The sequence below is a fragment of the Sinorhizobium sp. NG07B genome, assembly GCF_002532005.1.
GTDB lineage: Bacteria > Pseudomonadota > Alphaproteobacteria > Rhizobiales > Rhizobiaceae > Sinorhizobium > Sinorhizobium fredii_C.
This window is the reverse complement of the sequence record NZ_NWTD01000001.1, coordinates 809,068-825,433: the sequence shown is the minus strand read 5'-3', so window position 1 is coordinate 825,433 and position 16,366 is coordinate 809,068. Positions and strand designations below refer to the sequence as shown.

Annotated in this window: 13 protein-coding genes and 1 tRNA gene; 8 read left to right on the top strand and 6 right to left on the bottom strand. The window is 63.4% G+C overall.

The features are described 5' to 3' along the window. Positions 1–153: 153 nt before the first annotated feature. The 3 genes from mmsB to chvE all read right to left on the bottom strand — a co-directional run bounded on the left by mmsB (position 154) and on the right by chvE (position 4,160). On the bottom strand, positions 154–1,368 hold the full coding sequence (gene mmsB / locus CO664_RS04020) for a multiple monosaccharide ABC transporter permease (RefSeq protein WP_037414764.1): 1,215 nt from the start codon (positions 1,366–1,368) through the stop codon (positions 154–156). After that, positions 1,368–2,903 carry a multiple monosaccharide ABC transporter ATP-binding protein gene (gene mmsA, locus CO664_RS04015; RefSeq protein ID WP_037414762.1) on the bottom strand — a complete coding sequence of 512 codons (1,536 nt, stop codon included), beginning with the start codon at positions 2,901–2,903 and terminating at the stop codon, positions 1,368–1,370. Before mmsA ends, mmsB begins: the two co-directional genes overlap by 1 nt. Before the next feature lie 189 nt (positions 2,904–3,092). Beyond that, positions 3,093–4,160 (bottom strand): multiple monosaccharide ABC transporter substrate-binding protein, encoded by a 1,068-nt coding sequence (gene chvE, locus CO664_RS04010; RefSeq protein ID WP_095677981.1) that lies wholly within the window; start codon positions 4,158–4,160, stop codon positions 3,093–3,095. 275 nt (positions 4,161–4,435) lie between these two features. On the opposite strand from chvE, the gene CO664_RS04005 reads away from it, so the two are divergent. Further along, positions 4,436–5,419: a LysR family transcriptional regulator gene (locus CO664_RS04005; RefSeq protein ID WP_097537979.1), complete on the top strand. Its 984-nt coding sequence runs from the start codon at positions 4,436–4,438 to the stop codon at positions 5,417–5,419. A gap of 78 nt (positions 5,420–5,497) precedes the next feature. Then, positions 5,498–5,953 (top strand): hypothetical protein, encoded by a 456-nt coding sequence (locus CO664_RS04000; RefSeq protein WP_097537978.1) that lies wholly within the window; start codon positions 5,498–5,500, stop codon positions 5,951–5,953. Positions 5,954–5,961: 8 nt separating this feature from the next. On the opposite strand, the gene CO664_RS03995 is transcribed toward CO664_RS04000, so the two are convergent. Then, positions 5,962–6,192 carry a hypothetical protein gene (locus tag CO664_RS03995; RefSeq protein ID WP_097525194.1) on the bottom strand — a complete coding sequence of 77 codons (231 nt, stop codon included), beginning with the start codon at positions 6,190–6,192 and terminating at the stop codon, positions 5,962–5,964. Positions 6,193–6,596: 404 nt separating this feature from the next. Between CO664_RS03995 and iolG the strand changes: the two genes are divergently transcribed. Next, entirely contained in the window at positions 6,597–7,589 is a 993-nt protein-coding gene (iolG, locus tag CO664_RS03990) for an inositol 2-dehydrogenase (protein ID WP_097537977.1), read from the top strand. Positions 7,590–7,886: 297 nt separating this feature from the next. On the opposite strand, the gene CO664_RS03985 is transcribed toward iolG, so the two are convergent. Both CO664_RS03985 and CO664_RS03980 read right to left on the bottom strand, forming a co-directional pair. Continuing rightward, the gene (locus tag CO664_RS03985; RefSeq protein WP_097537976.1) at positions 7,887–10,250 is read right to left on the bottom strand and encodes an EAL domain-containing protein; all 2,364 of its coding nucleotides are present in this window, start codon (positions 10,248–10,250) and stop codon (positions 7,887–7,889) included. A 102-nt stretch (positions 10,251–10,352) separates the two neighbouring features. Continuing rightward, complete coding sequence (locus CO664_RS03980) at positions 10,353–11,564, bottom strand: ROK family transcriptional regulator (RefSeq protein WP_097537975.1); 1,212 nt, start codon at positions 11,562–11,564, stop codon at positions 10,353–10,355. Positions 11,565–11,805: 241 nt separating this feature from the next. On the opposite strand from CO664_RS03980, the gene xylF reads away from it, so the two are divergent. From xylF to CO664_RS03955, 5 genes are all read left to right on the top strand, one after another. Beyond that, on the top strand, positions 11,806–12,846 hold the full coding sequence (xylF, locus tag CO664_RS03975) for a D-xylose ABC transporter substrate-binding protein (RefSeq protein ID WP_037414744.1): 1,041 nt from the start codon (positions 11,806–11,808) through the stop codon (positions 12,844–12,846). A gap of 153 nt (positions 12,847–12,999) precedes the next feature. Continuing rightward, positions 13,000–14,313 carry a sugar ABC transporter permease gene (locus CO664_RS03970; protein WP_097538578.1) on the top strand — a complete coding sequence of 438 codons (1,314 nt, stop codon included), beginning with the start codon at positions 13,000–13,002 and terminating at the stop codon, positions 14,311–14,313. A gap of 15 nt (positions 14,314–14,328) precedes the next feature. Then, positions 14,329–15,114 carry an ATP-binding cassette domain-containing protein gene (locus CO664_RS03965; RefSeq protein WP_097537974.1) on the top strand — a complete coding sequence of 262 codons (786 nt, stop codon included), beginning with the start codon at positions 14,329–14,331 and terminating at the stop codon, positions 15,112–15,114. Between the two features lie 311 nt (positions 15,115–15,425). Then, positions 15,426–15,502: transfer RNA gene (locus CO664_RS03960), tRNA-Arg, on the top strand. Between the two features lie 507 nt (positions 15,503–16,009). After that, positions 16,010–16,306 (top strand): antibiotic biosynthesis monooxygenase, encoded by a 297-nt coding sequence (locus CO664_RS03955; RefSeq protein ID WP_097537973.1) that lies wholly within the window; start codon positions 16,010–16,012, stop codon positions 16,304–16,306. Positions 16,307–16,366 lie beyond the last annotated feature (60 nt).

Below are 16,366 nucleotides of genomic sequence, written 5' to 3'. Positions count from 1 at the left end.
TCTCTATCCTTCCTGATCGAGTTGGCTTCGGGCATTGCTGTCAATGCGAACGGCAATGCTCCGCCTCGAGAGTGGCTCGCGCCACCCAGCTATGACGGCCATGATCGGCCGCCCGTTCATGATGTGGTCAGTGAGAGCTGCCCGGATCCCCGATCAGCCCTTGCCCTTGTTCTTGTTGTAGACGTCAAAGAATACGGCTGCGAGCAGCACGAGGCCCTTGATCAGCTGCTGGTAGTCGATGCCGATACCCATAATCGACATGCCGTTGTTCATCACGCCCATGATGAAAGCGCCGATCACCGCGCCGGTGATCTTGCCGACGCCGCCCGAGGCCGAGGCGCCGCCGATGAAGCAGGCCGCGATGACGTCGAGCTCGAAGCCGACGCCGGCCTTCGGGGTCGCCGAATTCAGCCGTGCCGTGATGATCATGCCGGCAAGCGCCGCCAGCACGCCCATGTTGACGAAGGCATAGAAGGTCAGCCGCTCGGTGTTGATGCCGGAGAGCTTGGTGGCCTTCTCGTTGCCGCCCATGGCATAGACCCGGCGGCCGATCGTCGAGCGCGTCGTGATGAAGGTATAGGCGGCGATCAGCACGCCCATGACGATGAGGACGTTCGGCAGGCCGCGATAGGTCGAAAGCTGGAAGCCGATGAACAGGGCCACGACACCGATGACCGCCATCTGAACGGCGAAGAACACGAAGGGCTCGTTTTCGGTGCCGTGCTGCTCGTTGATCCGGCGGTTGCGCAGGCCGGCATAGATCGCGTAGCCGACGAGAGCCAGCACCGCCACGAGGGCCACCATGTTCTTGACGATCTCCGGGCTCGGGTTGAGGAAGTACAGAAAATCAGGAACGAAGCCGGTCGAAAGGATCTGGAAGTCCTTCGGGAACGGACCGATCGGACGTCCGCCGAGCACGACATAGGTCATGCCGCGGAAAACCAGCATGCCGGCGAGCGTGACGATGAAGGACGGGATCTTCTGGTAGGCCACCCAGTAGCCCTGGGCCGCCCCCATGATGCCGCCGACGACGAGACAGGCGGGAACGACGACGATGGCCGGCAGACCCCATTTGACCAGCATGATCGCCGAAATCGCCCCGACGAAGGCGACGATCGAGCCGACCGACAGGTCGATGTGACCGGCCACGATGATCAGCAGCATGCCCAGCGCCATGATGACGATGAAGGAGTTCTGCAGCACCAGGTTGGTGATGTTGACCGGCTTGAAGAGGACGCCGCTGGTGACGAACTGGAAGAACAGCATGATGATCACGAGCGCGACCAGAAGGCCGTATTCGCGGATGTTGTTCCTGAGGTAGTCCCCGATCGACGGTTTGGTGGTGTGGGTGCTCGTATCGGCGACCATTAGTGTTTCTCCCCTGAACGCATGATGGCGCGCATGATGGATTCCTGACTTGCTTCCTCCTTGGAAAGCTCCGCCACGATGCGGCCCTCGTTCATGACATAGATGCGATCGCAGGTTCCGAGCAGTTCCGGCATTTCCGACGAGATCATCAGGATGCCTTTGCCCTCGGCTGCGAGCTGGTTGATGATGGTGTAGATCTCATATTTCGCGCCGATGTCGATACCGCGGGTCGGCTCGTCGAGTATGAGGACTTCGGGGTTGGTGAACAGCCACTTGGACAGCACGACTTTCTGCTGGTTGCCGCCCGAAAGGTTCACCGCCTCCTGGTAGATCGAATGCGAACGGATCCGGAGCTTCGAGCGGTAGTCGGAGGCGACTTTCCTCTCCTGGCGCTCGTCGATGATGCCGTTGGCGGCCACCGCGCTCAGATTGGCAAGCGTGGTGTTCTCCTTGATGTTGTTGATCAGCACGAGCCCCAGCTGCTTGCGGTCCTCGGTTACATAGGCAAGGCCCGCCTTGATCGCCCGCGGAATCGTGCTGACATCCACCGGCTGGCCGCGCATCGTCACCTCGCCGGTGATCTTGTGGCCCCAGGACTTGCCGAAGATGCTCATCGCCGTCTCGGTGCGGCCGGCGCCCATCAGGCCGGCGATGCCGACGACCTCGCCGGCGCGCACCTTGAAGCTGACATCGTGCAGGAACTGCCGGTCGCGGTGGTGCTGGTGGTAAACGTTCCAGTTCTTCACCTCGAGCAGCGTGTCGCCGATCTTCGGTTCGCGCGGCGGATAGCGGTCTTCCATCGCCCGCCCGACCATCCCCTTGATGATCCGGTCCTCGCTGATGTCTTCCTTGTGACAGTCGAGCGTCTCCACCGTACCGCCGTCGCGCAGAATGGTGATCTGATCGGCGACCTTTTTGATCTCGTTCAGCTTGTGCGAGATGATGATCGACGTCATGCCCTGGTTGCGAAACTCCATGAGCAGCTTCAGAAGCGCGTCGGAATCGGTTTCGTTGAGGGATGCGGTCGGTTCGTCGAGGATCAGCAGCCGGACCTTCTTGGAGAGCGCCTTGGCGATCTCCACCAGCTGCTGCTTTCCGACGCCGATATCGGTGATCAGCGTCGCCGGCGATTCTGTGAGGCCGACCTTCTTGAGCAGTTCCTGCGTCCGGGAGAAGGTCTGCGGCCAATGGATGACGCCCTTGTTGGCGATCTCGTTGCCGAGGAAGATATTCTCGGCGATCGACAGCAGCGGAACGAGCGCCAGCTCCTGATGGATGATGATGATGCCGAGTTCTTCGCTGTCGGCGATCGTGCTGAAGCGGCGCTCCTCGCCGTCATAATGGATCTCGCCCTCATATGTGCCGGCGGGATAGACGCCGCTCAGCACCTTCATCAGGGTCGACTTGCCGGCACCGTTTTCGCCGACCAGGGCGTGAATCTCGCCCTCGCGGACCTTGAACGAGACATTGTCCAGCGCCTTGACGCCCGGGAACGTCTTCGTGATGCCCCGCATTTCAAGAATGATATTGTCCATATTCAGCTATTCCAGCGGCAATCTGCGAGAGACTGCTGGCTTCCACCCGCTGCACGGCCCCCGGATCGGTTAGGATCCGGGGTCCCCATGAGCAGTTCAAATTATCACAGCGACTATTATGCGTCTGCAAGGATGCACGTCGCATCAGGCGAAAGGGTCCGCGGTCAGCCGCAGACCCCTCGAGCAAGATCAGTTGTTGATCTGGTCTTCCGTGTAGTAGCCGGAGCCGACGAGAACGTCCTTGGCGTTGGTCTTGTCGACCGAAACCGGCTTCAGCAGGTAGGACGGAACGACCTTGACGCCGTTTTCATAGGTCTTGGTGTCGTTCACTTCCGGCTCCTTGCCATCCATGATCGCATTGACCATGCCGACGGTCACCTTGGCGAGTTCGCGGGTGTCCTTGAAGACCGTGGAGTACTGTTCGCCGGCAAGGATCGACTTGACCGACGGCAGTTCCGCGTCCTGGCCGGTGACGATCGGCATCGGCATGTCGCCGGAGCCGTAGCCAACGCCCTTCAGGGCCGAGATGATACCGATGGACAGGCCGTCATAGGGCGACAGAACGCCATCGACCTTGGCATCGGTGTAAGTGGACGAGAGCAGGTTTTCCATGCGCGACTGGGCAACAGCACCGTCCCAACGCAACGTACCGACCTGGTCCATGCCCATCTGGCCGGACTTCACGACGATCTTGCCGCTGTCGATCAGCGGCTGCAGAACCGACATCGCGCCGTCATAGAAGAAGAAGGCGTTGTTGTCGTCCGGCGAACCGCCGAACAGTTCGACGTTCTTCGGCTCCTTGGCTTCATCGAGCTTCAGGCCCTGGACGAGCGAGGTGGCCTGCAGCACGCCGACCTGGAAGTTGTCGAAGGTGGCGTAGTAGTCGACGTTGCCGGAGTCGCGAATCAGCCGGTCGTAGGCGATGACCTTGACGCCGGCGTCTGCTGCCTTCTGCAGGATGTCGGAGAGCGTCGTGCCGTCGATGGCGGCGATGACGAGAACCTTCGCGCCCTTCGTCACCATGTTCTCGATCTGCGCGAGCTGGTTCGGAATGTCGTCGTCGGCGAACTGCAGGTCCGGCGTGTAGCCGGCTTCCTTGAACAGCTTCTCCATGGTTTCGCCGTCGGAAATCCAGCGGGTGGACGTCTTCGTCGGCATGGAAATGCCGACCGTGCCCTTGTCCTGGGCAAATACCGGCGCAGCGAACGCTGCGACGGACATCGCCGCGGCGGCGAGAAGCGAAGTAATCAGTTTCATCAGATCTCTCCCTGAGTGTTGAAGCCGGCGGCCGGAGCCCCCGTCATATGCGCAGCGATTCGCCTGCCCGGAGAGATCGTCCCCGGCGGCGTTTCAAGATAAAGGAAGGTCCTCCCTGTCTTAGCATACTCCCGCATGCGCTGGCGCACATGGGTGGAAACTGGAATCAATTGCCATAACTGTCAAATACAATATCGCTTTGCATACATATCAAAATTGATATACGACTCTTAAAGAGTGTGATTTATGAATCTCTTGAATAGCGGGGCCGAACAATGACCCTCGACAGCAAGCCGAGCGTCGCGACCCCGGCCGGCGAGTCCTTCGACACCGGCCTTTTCCGGTCGGGACTGAAGATCAACCACCTGCGGCTGGTCCTGGCGATCGACGACCATCGCCGCATCAGCGCCGCGGCCGAATCGCTCGGCGTCTCCCAGCCGGCCGCCTCGCGCATGCTCGCCGAAATCGAGGCGATCGTGAAGGCCCCGATCTGTGCGCGGGTGGCCCGCGGCGTCGAATTGACCCGCTACGGCGAAGCGCTCGCGCGGCGGGCACGGACGATCTTTCTCGAATTGCGCGAAGCCGCGCGCGAAATCACCGAATTGAAGACGGGGAGCGGCGGCTCGGTGTCGCTCGGCTCCGTCACCGGCCCCGCCCTCAACCTCGCCGTGCCTGCAATCCGCCAGGTTTCGACGGCCTATCCCGGCATCGAGATCAATGTACAGATCGACAACAGCAACGTGTTGACGCGCGAGCTGCTTGCGGCACGCCACGACTTCGTCGTCGGCCGTATCCCGGACGACCTCAATCCCCGGCTCTTCAACCTGGTCGAAATCGGCTTCGAGGAGGTCTGCCTGATTGTCCGCCAGGGCCACCCGCTGCTCGACCACGCCTCGGCCAGCGCCGACGACCTGCCGGGTTATGATTGGGTGTTCCAGCCGCCGGGCACGCTGCTGCGCCGTGCCGTCGAGGACAGCTTCATCTCGGCCGGCGTGCGGCTGCCTTCGACCGTCATCAACACATCCTCGATCATCCTCACCCTGTCGATCGTCCGCAACACCAACGCCATCGCCCCGGTCGCGCTCGACGTGGCGAAGCTCGTCGCCGGCAACGGCACCCAGGCCGGCGAAATCCGGATCCTGTCGACTGAGTTCCCGATCCGCATCAAGCCGTATGGCCTGATCACCGCCGAGGGCCGGGCGCTCCCCCCGAGCGCGAAACTGCTCTACGACCTGATCCTCAAGCAGAGCCGCACGTGATCAGCCCCGCATAATTCTCGACCGGCAAGATCGTTCGGCTCGCACGCGCTCCTCGCGCGGCAGATCACGGGAGTCGCCATGTTCGGCATGTCGGTGTTTCAATCGGTACTCGAGCGCCTGAAGGCCGAGCAGGCGCTACCGGGCGACACGGAGGCGGACGGGGAAGACACGGCGCGCGAACGCCCGCAATCGCCGTTCGGCCGTTCGCCGGCATTCGTCGTCGAGACGCCAGCGCGGACGACCGCCCCGTTCGCCGCCGTCGAGAGGGCCTACATGGACCTCGCGCCGGCCGAACGCAGCGAAGAACCGCCGGTGATGCCCGACCACCTGCGGCGCACGAGCCTCGCCGATGTGGCGGCCGAACTTGATCTCGGCGAAGGGGAGACCGGGCTGACGCTCGCCGCCAAGCGCCGCCGATTTGCCGCCATGAACCATCCAGACCGGCTGCCGCCGGAGTTCCGGGCGAACGCCACCATCCGCATGAAGCTTGCCAACATGTTGATCGACGAAGCGTCGCGACGGCTCGAGCAGTGAGCTACCCGCTACTTCGGCTCCTCACCCCCGCCGGTTCCTTTTTCCTCGGCCTGCTTCGGCTTGTAGAAGATCAGCAGCGCCGCTCCGGCATAGGCGGTCACGACGAGGAAGATCGTCGCCCACATCATCTGGCCGCCATAGAACTCGACAGCCGTCCACACCGCACAGAGGGCAACGATAAGCAGGCGGATCCACAGGGGCCGGTAGAACGGATGATCCGGATCGATGAATTTGATCATGACATTGCCTCTGACGACACTCAGCGCCTTGCCTCTCCGTCTATCGCAAAATTCTTCGGATCGATACCGACTAAAGGACAAATTGTTCGGCAATTGTCGGCGTTGGAAAAGGGCGCCGTGAAGACGAACGGCGGGATCGACAGCCGTCGTCTCCGCTTGACGCCAGCGCCGCGAATGGAATAAACATTCTGAAAATGAAAGAGTTGGCCGTTTCATTCCGATTTGATCCGTGTGCAACGAGGCAGGGTGCTGGATCGGACGTGACGGCGTGGGAGGAACGACTGCTACCCCTCTCATGGATCTAATCCCGCGGACGCCATCGCGCCCGCAACGCCTCTGTGCGATGAGCGTCAATATCATTGCGCACCCACCCGGTCTGGAACCGGAATTTGAGAGAGACGAAGATGACAGTGAGATTTGGTCTTCTGGGCGCCGGACGGATCGGCAAGGTTCACGCGAAAGCCGTCAGCGGCAATCCCGATGCCGTCCTTGTCGCGGTTGCCGATGCCTTTCCGGCCGCGGCGGAGGCAATCGCCGGGGCCTATGGCTGCGAGGTTCGCCCCATCGAGGCGATCGAGGTCGCTTCCGACATCGATGCCGTCGTCATCTGCACGCCGACCGACACCCATGCCGACCTGATCGAGCGCTTCGCCCGGGCCGGCAAGGCGATCTTCTGCGAGAAGCCGGTCGACCTCGACGTCGATCGCGTCAAGACCTGCCTCGAGGTGGTCTCCGAAACCGGGGCGAAGCTGATGGTCGGCTTCAACCGCCGCTTCGACCCGCATTTCATGGCCGTGCGCAAGGCGATCGACGCCGGCACGATCGGCGACGTCGAAATGGTGACGATCACCTCGCGCGATCCGGACGCCCCGCCCGTCGATTACATTAAGCGCTCGGGCGGCATCTTCCGCGACATGACCATCCATGATTTCGACATGGCGCGCTTCCTGCTCGGCGAGGAGCCAGTTTCGGTGACGGCGACCGCCGCCGTGCTCGTCGACAGGGCGATCGGCGAAGCGGGCGACTATGACAGCGTCTCCGTCATTCTGCAGACGGCATCCGGCAAGCAGGCGGTCATCTCCAACTCGCGCCGCGCCACCTATGGCTACGACCAGCGCATCGAGGTGCACGGCTCGAAGGGCGCCGTTTCGGCCGAGAACCAGCGACCGGTCTCGATCGAGATCGCCACCGGCGAGGGCTATACGCGCCCGCCGCTGCACGATTTCTTCATGACGCGCTACACCGAAGCCTATGCGAACGAGATCGAAAGCTTCATCGCCGCGATCGAGAAAGGCGCGGAAATCACCCCGTCCGGCAAGGACGGGCTTGCCGCCCTCGCCCTTGCCGATGCGGCCGTCCGCTCTGTCGCCGAAAAGCGCCAGATCAGCGTCGCCTGAAGCTCAGGCAATCTGAAGGGACAAAGGCCGGGCGTTCCTGGCCTTTGTTTTTTGGCGACGCCGTGTCAGAAGGCGCACTACACGACAGCGTCTGCCGCCCCGAGGTTGCGGTACGGCATGGCTTCACCTCCACACCCTCATTCCTGTGCTTGTCACAGGAATCCAGTCCGCCCAAGTCCTTGGGCTGTAAGACTCCTCCGCGCCGCAGACGCGGCGCTGCTGGATTCCTGTGACAAGCACAGGAATGAGGGCGAAAAGAAAGTCTCCGTCGAAACCCATTTGACTGCAACAGGCAGACTACGCCTCGACCGACCGGAGCACCGGAGCGTCCGATGACACATTCGCTCTGGCACTCGGCGCACGTCCCGGCCGGCCGGTGAGGAACCCCTGAACCTGCCGGCACCCCTCCTCGACGATGATCTGCATCTGCCGCTCGGTTTCGACGCCCTCGGTCACGACCGGCAGGTCGAGACTATGGCCGAGCGCGATGATCGCTCGGATGATCGCATGGGCGGCCGGGTCCTTGTCGAGCGCCGCCGTGAAGCTGCAATCGATCTTCAGCTTGTCGAAGGGGAAGGTCTGCAGGTTGGCGAGCGACGAATGTCCCGTACCGAAATCGTCCATGACGATCTGCACGCCGAGCAGCCGAAGCCGCACGAGTGCCGCCAGCACGTCTTCCCGGTTGTGCAGCAGCGCCGCCTCGGTGAGTTCCAGTTCCAGCCGCCGCGGCTCGAGGCCTGTGCGTCGCAGGATGCCGGCGATCTGGTCGAAAAGGCTCGGCACGAGGAACTGGACCGGCGAGATGTTGACGGAGACCGGCAGCGGCTCCGTCCAGCGGACCGCTTCGGCGCAGGCCTGTTCCAGCACCCATTCGCCGATCTGGATGATCGAACCGCTTTCCTCGGCGATCGGGATGAAGACATTCGGCCCGACGAGCCCGCGCTCCGGATGTCTCCAGCGCAGCAGCGCCTCGTATCCGACCACCCGATCGTCACGGACATCGACGAGCGGCTGGTATTCGAGGAACAGCTGATGCCTGAGGATCGCGTGCCGGAGGTCGCTCTCCATCTGACGGCGCGAGCGCACCGCCTCGTCCATTTCCGCATCGAAGAAGCAGGCGATGCCCTTGCCCGTCTGCTTGGCCCGGTAGAGCGCCGTATCGGCATTGTTGCAGAGCCGCTCTGCCGTCGCGCCGTCGCCGGGGTAGATCGCCACGCCCATGCTGACGCCGACCGCCATCGGATCGCGGTGGGTATCCATCTCCTCGGCGAAGAGCCTGAGGATGCGGTCCGACAATTGCCGCGCCGCTTCCGGCTGCGCGGCGCCGGTCTGCAGGATGGCGAATTCGTCGCCGCCGAGCCGCGCGATCGAATCGGCCTCGCCCGCAGCGGCACGCAGGATATCGGCAACCTTGCGCAGGATCCGATCGCCTTCGCCATGGCCGAATATGTCGTTGACGGCCTTGAACCGGTCGAGGTCGAGACAGAAGATCGCGAGCTGTTCGTTTCTCGCGGCGGCGACCGCCAGAGCCTGGTTCATCCGCCTCTCGAAGGAACTGCGGTTGGAAAGATCCGTCAGCGCGTCATGGTGGGCGAGATGCTCGATGGTCCGCTCGGCCTCCTTTCGGGCGCTGAGGTCGCGCACGAAGATCACGTCGGATTGCCGGCCCCGGTATTCGATCGTCCGGCATAGGTGCTCGACCGGCACAAGCCGCCCGTCGGCACGGAGGAGTTCGACCTCCGCGGGAGCGTCATCGATCTGGCGCTCGCGCGCTTCGCGCCCCTGAGGTGGCGCGAAGAGCTCTTCAGGTCTTCTGCCGATGAGATCGGCCACCTTTGCGCCGCAGAGGCCGACAAACCGCTCGTTCGCATCGATGATCCTGCCGTTGCAGACGATCACCATTCCTTCGAGCGAGGCGTTGGCGAGGCCACGCAGGTCGGTCAAATGCCGATCGATGAAGAGCGCGCCCAGCGCCGTGAGGATCAGCGTCGTCGAAGCCACGACGACACCGCCGGCGAGCCAGACGGGGTCGAAAGCATCCGCTGCCGCCGCGCTCGGATCGGGCACCAGGGTGACGCCGCTCATCGAGGTGAAGTGCAGGGCGCAAATCGCCAGCACGAGCAGCAGCGTCGGAACGGTCAGCTTGCGCACGCCGCCGAGAGCCTGAAAGGCATGGAGCGCAAAGGCGGCGATCAGCGGCCCGACGAGGACTGCGGCGAAACTCATCTGCGGATCGAATTCGATGCGCGCCTGCGTCTCGACGGCGCGCATACCCGTTACATGCATCGCGGCGATGCCGAGGCCGAGGAAAATGCCGGCCCCGGGGAAGGCGTAGCGGGAGGTGCCGAGAAGAGCGGTCGTAAAGGCGAGCCCGGAGGCGGCCACCGCGACCAGCGCCGAAAACGCCGTACCCCAGGCGTCGTAGGCAATCGGCACGCCGCCGTCATAAGCGAGCATCGCAATGAAATGCGTCGACCAGACGCCGACGCCGCAGGCAAAGGCGCAGGCGGCGGTCCAGAGGCGCCGCTGGCGTCCCTCGCTGCGCTCGGCGCGCTGCAAGAGCAGTATCGTCGCCGCACTGCCAGCCAGGCAGACGATCGCGGCAACCAGAACCAGGCGCCAGTCATGGTGATTGCTGATGCATGCGATTATTGAGAACATGGCTGTCTCCCGTCCCGGAAACAGCTTGGCAAGCAGACGCTAAATAACCGTAAATTGTACTAGTATGATAATTCGCCTCTGGAATGTCTGTGCCTGAAATACCTAGGAATGCCCGGCGGCCGTGATGTCGCTGTCGACGGCGCCTAGCGCCCGACCGAGATGGCCGTCGAAGACGAGCCGCTGCTCGTCGCCGACGACGGTGATCTCCGGCAGGCCATCGAGGCGAACCTGCAAGGATTGCGCAAGCCCCTCCTCAACCCCCTTTTGCAGCAGATCGAAATAGCGCGTCCCCTGCCCCGTGACGTAGATCGGCATCGGCTCGTAGAGGCTCAGCATGCGCGAAATGCCGTTGCCGAGCGCGATGCCGGCCTGGCGGAAGGCATAGCCGGGCATGCGCTGGCCCTGACGCGCACCGGTGGCGATCTTGTCCATTTCGGCAAGCGGCACGAATTTCGCGGGAATCGTGTCGGACGGCACCTCGAAGGCGGCGCGCAGAATGCCGTAGAAGCCGGCAGCGGCCTCGATGCAGCCATGGGAGCCGCAGCGGCAGAGGCCGGCGGAGGAGGCGTGCAGCATGTGCCCGAAATTCGGCGCGGAAACGTCGAGTTCGCCCGACCGCCCCCTTCGGGCAAGACCGAGACCGATGCTGTGGCCGAGCGAGACGGCCGCCAGCCCCTTGAAGGCGTCGCCCTTCTCTTCCGCCTTGGCCGCCAGCGCCTGGGCGACGAGCAGTGTCTCGTTGCTGAGCATGATCCGGGCCCGCCAATCGGGCCCGAGCAGTTTCGAAAAATCGAGTTCTTGGCGGCCGAAGACCGGCGACCAGAGGAGCCGCGCCCCGTCGCCCGCCACCAGCCCCTTGCTGCTGATCGAAACGGCAAGCACCCGCTCTTTCTCAATGCGCGAGCGCTGCAGCAGACGCTCGAGCGCCGCCAGGAAAACCTGGCCGAAAGCCACCGCGTCGCCGCCGTCATGGCTTCGCGCCTCCTCGAAGCGATCGAGGAGCACGCCGCCATAGTCGGCCAGCGAATATTGAACGATGTCGGAGGAGATCCGCACGACGATCACGTAGCCGCAGTCCCGCCGCTGCGCAAAGAGAACGCGCGGCCGCCCCCTGCCCCCTTGAACATGCTGCTCGGTCTTGGCGATCGTCCCCGACCGTTCCAGTTCGGCGGTGATGACGGAGATCGTCGCCGAGGCAAGGCCGGTCTGCTCGGCAATCTCCGTATGAGACAGCGCGCCCTTTCGCCGAAGCGCAGAAAGGACGAGCGCAGTGTTTTGCTGACGCACGACTTCGGTGCTCGTTTTGGTCAGCATTGCACGTCCCTGGGCTTGGCGGATTGCGCGATCACATGCCCTCTCAAAGCACCTGTTGACTGGCGAAACAAGACGTTACGGGCCTTGTTGACAGCCTTCTAAAACTCTGACAATTATTTTCTCGACTGTCGAGAAAAAAGCCTTGCACCTGTGGCAGCGCTCTTTGCGACAGCAGTTCACGGCTCGTCGGGGATGCGTGCGGGAGGTTCGTGCGCGCGGCGCTGCCACTTGGGAGGATAGAATGAAATCCATTTTGAAGCTGATGGCAGGGGCTGCCATCATCGCGTCCATGCATTCCGCAGCGGTCGCCAAGGACCTCGTCGTCGGCGTTTCCTGGTCGAACTTCCAGGAAGAGCGCTGGAAAACCGACGAGGCGGCCATCAAGGCAGCGCTCGAAGCCTCCGGCGACAAATATATTTCCGCTGACGCGCAGTCCTCTGCCGCCAAGCAGCTCACCGACATCGAATCGCTGATCGCCCAGGGCGCCAACGCGCTGATCGTGCTTGCGCAGGACTCCGATGCCATTGCCCCGGCAATCGAAAAGGCCACCGCGGAAGGCATTCCGGTCGTCGGCTACGACCGCCTGATCGAGAACCCGGCGGCCTTCTACATCACCTTCGACAACAAGGAAGTCGGCCGCATGCAGGCCCGCGAAGTGTTCAAGGCGAAGCCGGAAGGCAATTTCGTCTTCATCAAGGGCTCATCCTCCGATCCGAACGCCGACTTCCTCTTCGCCGGCCAGATGGAAGTGCTGAAGGAAGCCGTCGACGCCGGCAAGGTCAAGAATGTCGGCGAAGCCTATACGGACGGCTGGAAGCCGGAAAATGCGCAGAAGAACATGGAGCAGTTCCTGACCGCCAACGACAACAAGGTCGATGCGGTCGTCGCCTCCAACGACGGCACCGCCGGTGGCGCGATCGCAGCGCTTTCGGCCCAGGGCCTTGCCGGCTCCGTTCCGGTCTCGGGCCAGGACGGCGACCATGCGGCGCTCAACCGCGTGGCGCTCGGCACGCAGACCGTCTCCGTCTGGAAGGACGCCCGTGAGCTCGGCAAGAAGGCGGCAGAAATCGCCGCAGCACTCGCCGGCGGCAAAACGATGGACGAGATCGAAGGCGTTCAGACCTTCAACGGCGGACCGAAGGGCGTCGCCATGAAGTCCGTCTTCCTGGCACCGATGGCGATCACCAAGGACAATCTGAACGTCGTCATCGACGCCGGCTGGATCTCCAAGGATGCCGCCTGCCAGGGCGTGGCTGCCGACTCCGTCGCCGCCTGCAAGTGACGGACGGACGTTTGAAGTGACCTCAAAACGCCGCAACGGAACCCGTTGCGGCGTTTGCATGAGGTCGGAATGGTCTGGCCGCACGGTGCTATGATAGCGGCACGCCGCGCAAACGACCGGCAAATGCATGAAAACAAGTGGGGGACGGCGGCCATGGCCGATACGACACATACCGCACATTTCAACCGCACCCGCAGCGCGGAGGAAAGCCCGGTGAAGCGCTTCTTCCGCGCCACCGAAATCGATACGCGCCTGCTCGGCATGGTCGGCGCGATGCTGATCATCTGGATCGGCTTCCATTTTCTGTCCGGCGGCCTGTTCCTGACGTCGCGCAACCTCTGGAACCTGTCGGTGCAGACAGCCTCGATCGCCGTCATGGCGACCGGCATGGTGCTGGTCATCGTCACGCGCAACATCGATCTCTCGGTCGGCTCGATTCTCGGCTTCGTCGGCATGATCATGGGCGTGCTGCAGGCGGAGCTCTTGCCGCAGCTCCTCGGCTTCAACCATCCGGCCACGTGGACCATCACCCTCTTCGCCGGCCTGTTGCTGGGCGCCGCGATCGGCGCGCTGCACGGCGTGATCATCGCCTTCCTCAGCGTGCCGTCCTTCATCGTCACGCTCGGCGGGCTGCTCGTCTGGCGCGGCGCCACCTGGTTCGTGACGAGCGGCCGCACCGTGGCGCCGATGGATTCCACCTTCCGCCTGATGGGCGGCGGCACCGAGGGCTCGATCGGCGCGACGGCGAGCTGGATCGTCGGCCTCATCGCCTGCGTCGCGATCGTCGCCAGCATCATCCACTCGCGCAGGCAGCGCAAACGCTTCGGATTTCCGCGTCGCCCGATCTGGGCCGAGTATTTCCTGTCGGCGGTCGGCTGCGCCCTCGTGCTCGGCGCTGTGGCGATCGCCAATAACTACGGCTGGCCGGTCAACATCGCCCGCAAATACGCCGACGCCAACGGCATCGCCTGGCCGGACGGCGGCCTTTTCATTGCCCACGGGATTGCCATTCCCGTGCTGATCGCCATCCTGATCGGCATTATCATGACCTTCATCTCGACGCGCTTGCGCTTCGGCCGCTACGTTTTCGCGCTCGGCGGCAACCCGGAAGCGGCCGAGCTCGCCGGCATCAAGACCCGCTGGGTCACGGTCCGGATTTTCGCGCTGATGGGCATGCTCTGCGCCGTTGCCGCGGCGATCTCGACGGCCCGCCTCAACGCCGCCACCAATGCGCAGGGCGAGCTCGACGAGCTTTATACGATCGCGGCGGCCGTCATCGGCGGCACCTCGCTTGCCGGCGGCATGGGCACGATCGCCGGCGCCATGCTCGGCGCTCTCGTCATGCAGTCGCTGCAGTCGGGCATGGTGCTGCTCGGCATCGACTCGCCGCTGCAGCGGATCGTCGTCGGCATTGTGCTCGTCACCGCCGTCTGGCTCGACACCGTCTACCGCGCCCGCGCCAAGTAATCAGGAGTTCGAACAATGACTGAACAACGCACTCCGCTCGTGGAAATGAAGAACATTTCCATCTCCTTCGGCGGCATCCACGCGGTCGACAACGCCTCCGTCGACCTCTATCCCGGCGAGGTCGTCGCCCTTCTCGGCCATAACGGCGCCGGCAAGTCGACGCTGATCAAGATTCTCGCCGGCGCCTACCGGCGCGATGCCGGCGAGATCCTGATCAACGGTGAGCCGGCCGACATCAGCAACCCGCGCGACGCCAAGAAATACGGCATCGAGACGATCTACCAGACGCTCGCCGTCGCCGACAATGTCGATGCCGCCGCCAACCTCTATCTCGGCCGGGAGCTGCGCACCCCCTGGGGCACGCTCGACGACGTGGCGATGGAGGCGAAGGCGCGCGAGGTGATGGGCCGCCTCAACCCCAACTTCCAGCGTTTCAAGGAGCCGGTGAAGGCGCTCTCCGGCGGCCAGCGGCAGTCGGTGGCGATCGCCCGCGCCATCCTCTTCAACGCCCGCATCCTGATCATGGACGAGCCGACCGCGGCGCTTGGGCCGCAGGAGACGGCGCAGGTCGGCGAGCTCATCAAGCAGCTGAAGCGCGAGGGCATCGGCATCTTCCTGATCAGCCACGACATCCATGACGTCTTCGACCTCGCCGACCGCGTCTCGGTGATGAAGAACGGCCAGGTCGTCGGCCACGCCCGCACCGAGGACGTCACCAAGGACGAGGTGCTCGGCATGATCATCATGGGCAAGGTCCCGGCCAAAGCCATCCCCGGCCCCGGCGCCATGCAGATGGTTTGAGGCCCGTATGGCTTGAGGCCCGAATGGCTCGATACCCGTATCACTTGAGGATTGAGCGGCCGACAGGCCGAAGCGCGGCCCCGAACACCGCTCCGGCCAGAGAAATCCGCTCACGCCTCGATGCCGCATCCCCCGGGATGCGGCATTTTTCTTGGGCAGGCGATGCACGCCGAGCGATGCGCCGCGACCACAGCTTCCGCGCGGAAATCGAATTTCCCCTGCACTCTCTTGCAATTGACCATTGAAGCGGCACGCAAGCTAGGCTAAGAACCGCTCACAGCCTGCTTCGGCGGCCTTGGCCGCCAACGGATGCACCCGTAGCTCAGCTGGATAGAGTGTTGGATTCCGATTCCAAAGGTCACAGGTTCGAATCCTGTCGGGTGCGCCAGTTTTCCTGTCTCCCACCCAGTGCGCCAGCACGCGCCACCGATCATCCAGGCCGTCAGTCTTTCAGCGGTTGAAGATCTCGTAGCCGGTCTAGCGCGAGATGGCGAACTCCCGGCACACGTCGCCCAGCTGGGCGACAAATCGAGGGTTCCTCCATCACCGAAGTCGCTCTCCACGGCGTCAACTCCTCCCGCGCAAGCGAGAAGTGTTGCCCATGCTCCGGTTCGCCGGCATAGGTTCCAGTCGCATCTTTACAGCGGAACCGCGATACCACACTGTCCGAGCATTACACTGCGCTGGAGTGCGATTATGGGGCTTGTTGAAACCGTAGCCTTCGCCAAATCAGGCGACCTCCATTCTTAATCTGCAAATGCACTTGGTTCGCTTTTTGCACTATTCGCCTCCCTGAGTTACGCTATTGTGAAGCAGGCACCGGAGTCGATGCGAGACTATCACCCCCAGTACATACCGGCTCCTCTTGCAGTCTCACTCACCCACCGAGGCAATCATGACCGCGTTCAACGTCGTTCGTTTCAAGGTAAAGCCCGGCATGGAGGGCGGCTTCCTCGACGCGCACCGAAACATCGCGGCGAGCTGGCCGGGCATGCGGCACGCCAACATCGTCAAGACCGGTGAAGGGCGCTACTGCATCATCGTCGAGTGGGAGAGCATGGAGGCGTTGGCCTCCAGTCGGCCTCAGATGATCGCCACGCTCGACAGCTTCCGCGAGTCGCTCGAGGACCTGGGCGGGGGATTGGGCGTGACCGACCCGGTCGCGGGACCGGTGGTTCTTTCGTTGAAATAAGGCCGGACGGATGTCGCGCGGCCATAGCCGGTCGACGAGATGCGCGTCCCGTCCCCGCCT

Bases quoted from the DNA above. Each gene is read 5' to 3' on its own strand.
- mmsB (WP_037414764.1), bottom strand. From the start codon at position 1,368: ATGGTCGCCGATACGAGCACCCACACCACCAAACCGTCGATCGGGGAC.
- mmsA (WP_037414762.1), bottom strand. From the start codon at position 2,903: ATGGACAATATCATTCTTGAAATGCGGGGCATCACGAAGACGTTCCCG.
- chvE (WP_095677981.1), bottom strand. From the start codon at position 4,160: ATGAAACTGATTACTTCGCTTCTCGCCGCCGCGGCGATGTCCGTCGCA.
- CO664_RS04005 (WP_097537979.1), top strand. From the start codon at position 4,436: ATGACCCTCGACAGCAAGCCGAGCGTCGCGACCCCGGCCGGCGAGTCC.
- CO664_RS04000 (WP_097537978.1), top strand. From the start codon at position 5,498: ATGTTCGGCATGTCGGTGTTTCAATCGGTACTCGAGCGCCTGAAGGCC.
- CO664_RS03995 (WP_097525194.1), bottom strand. From the start codon at position 6,192: ATGATCAAATTCATCGATCCGGATCATCCGTTCTACCGGCCCCTGTGG.
- iolG (WP_097537977.1), top strand. From the start codon at position 6,597: ATGACAGTGAGATTTGGTCTTCTGGGCGCCGGACGGATCGGCAAGGTT.
- CO664_RS03985 (WP_097537976.1), bottom strand. From the start codon at position 10,250: ATGTTCTCAATAATCGCATGCATCAGCAATCACCATGACTGGCGCCTG.
- CO664_RS03980 (WP_097537975.1), bottom strand. From the start codon at position 11,564: ATGCTGACCAAAACGAGCACCGAAGTCGTGCGTCAGCAAAACACTGCG.
- xylF (WP_037414744.1), top strand. From the start codon at position 11,806: ATGAAATCCATTTTGAAGCTGATGGCAGGGGCTGCCATCATCGCGTCC.
- CO664_RS03970 (WP_097538578.1), top strand. From the start codon at position 13,000: ATGGCCGATACGACACATACCGCACATTTCAACCGCACCCGCAGCGCG.
- CO664_RS03965 (WP_097537974.1), top strand. From the start codon at position 14,329: ATGACTGAACAACGCACTCCGCTCGTGGAAATGAAGAACATTTCCATC.
- CO664_RS03955 (WP_097537973.1), top strand. From the start codon at position 16,010: ATGACCGCGTTCAACGTCGTTCGTTTCAAGGTAAAGCCCGGCATGGAG.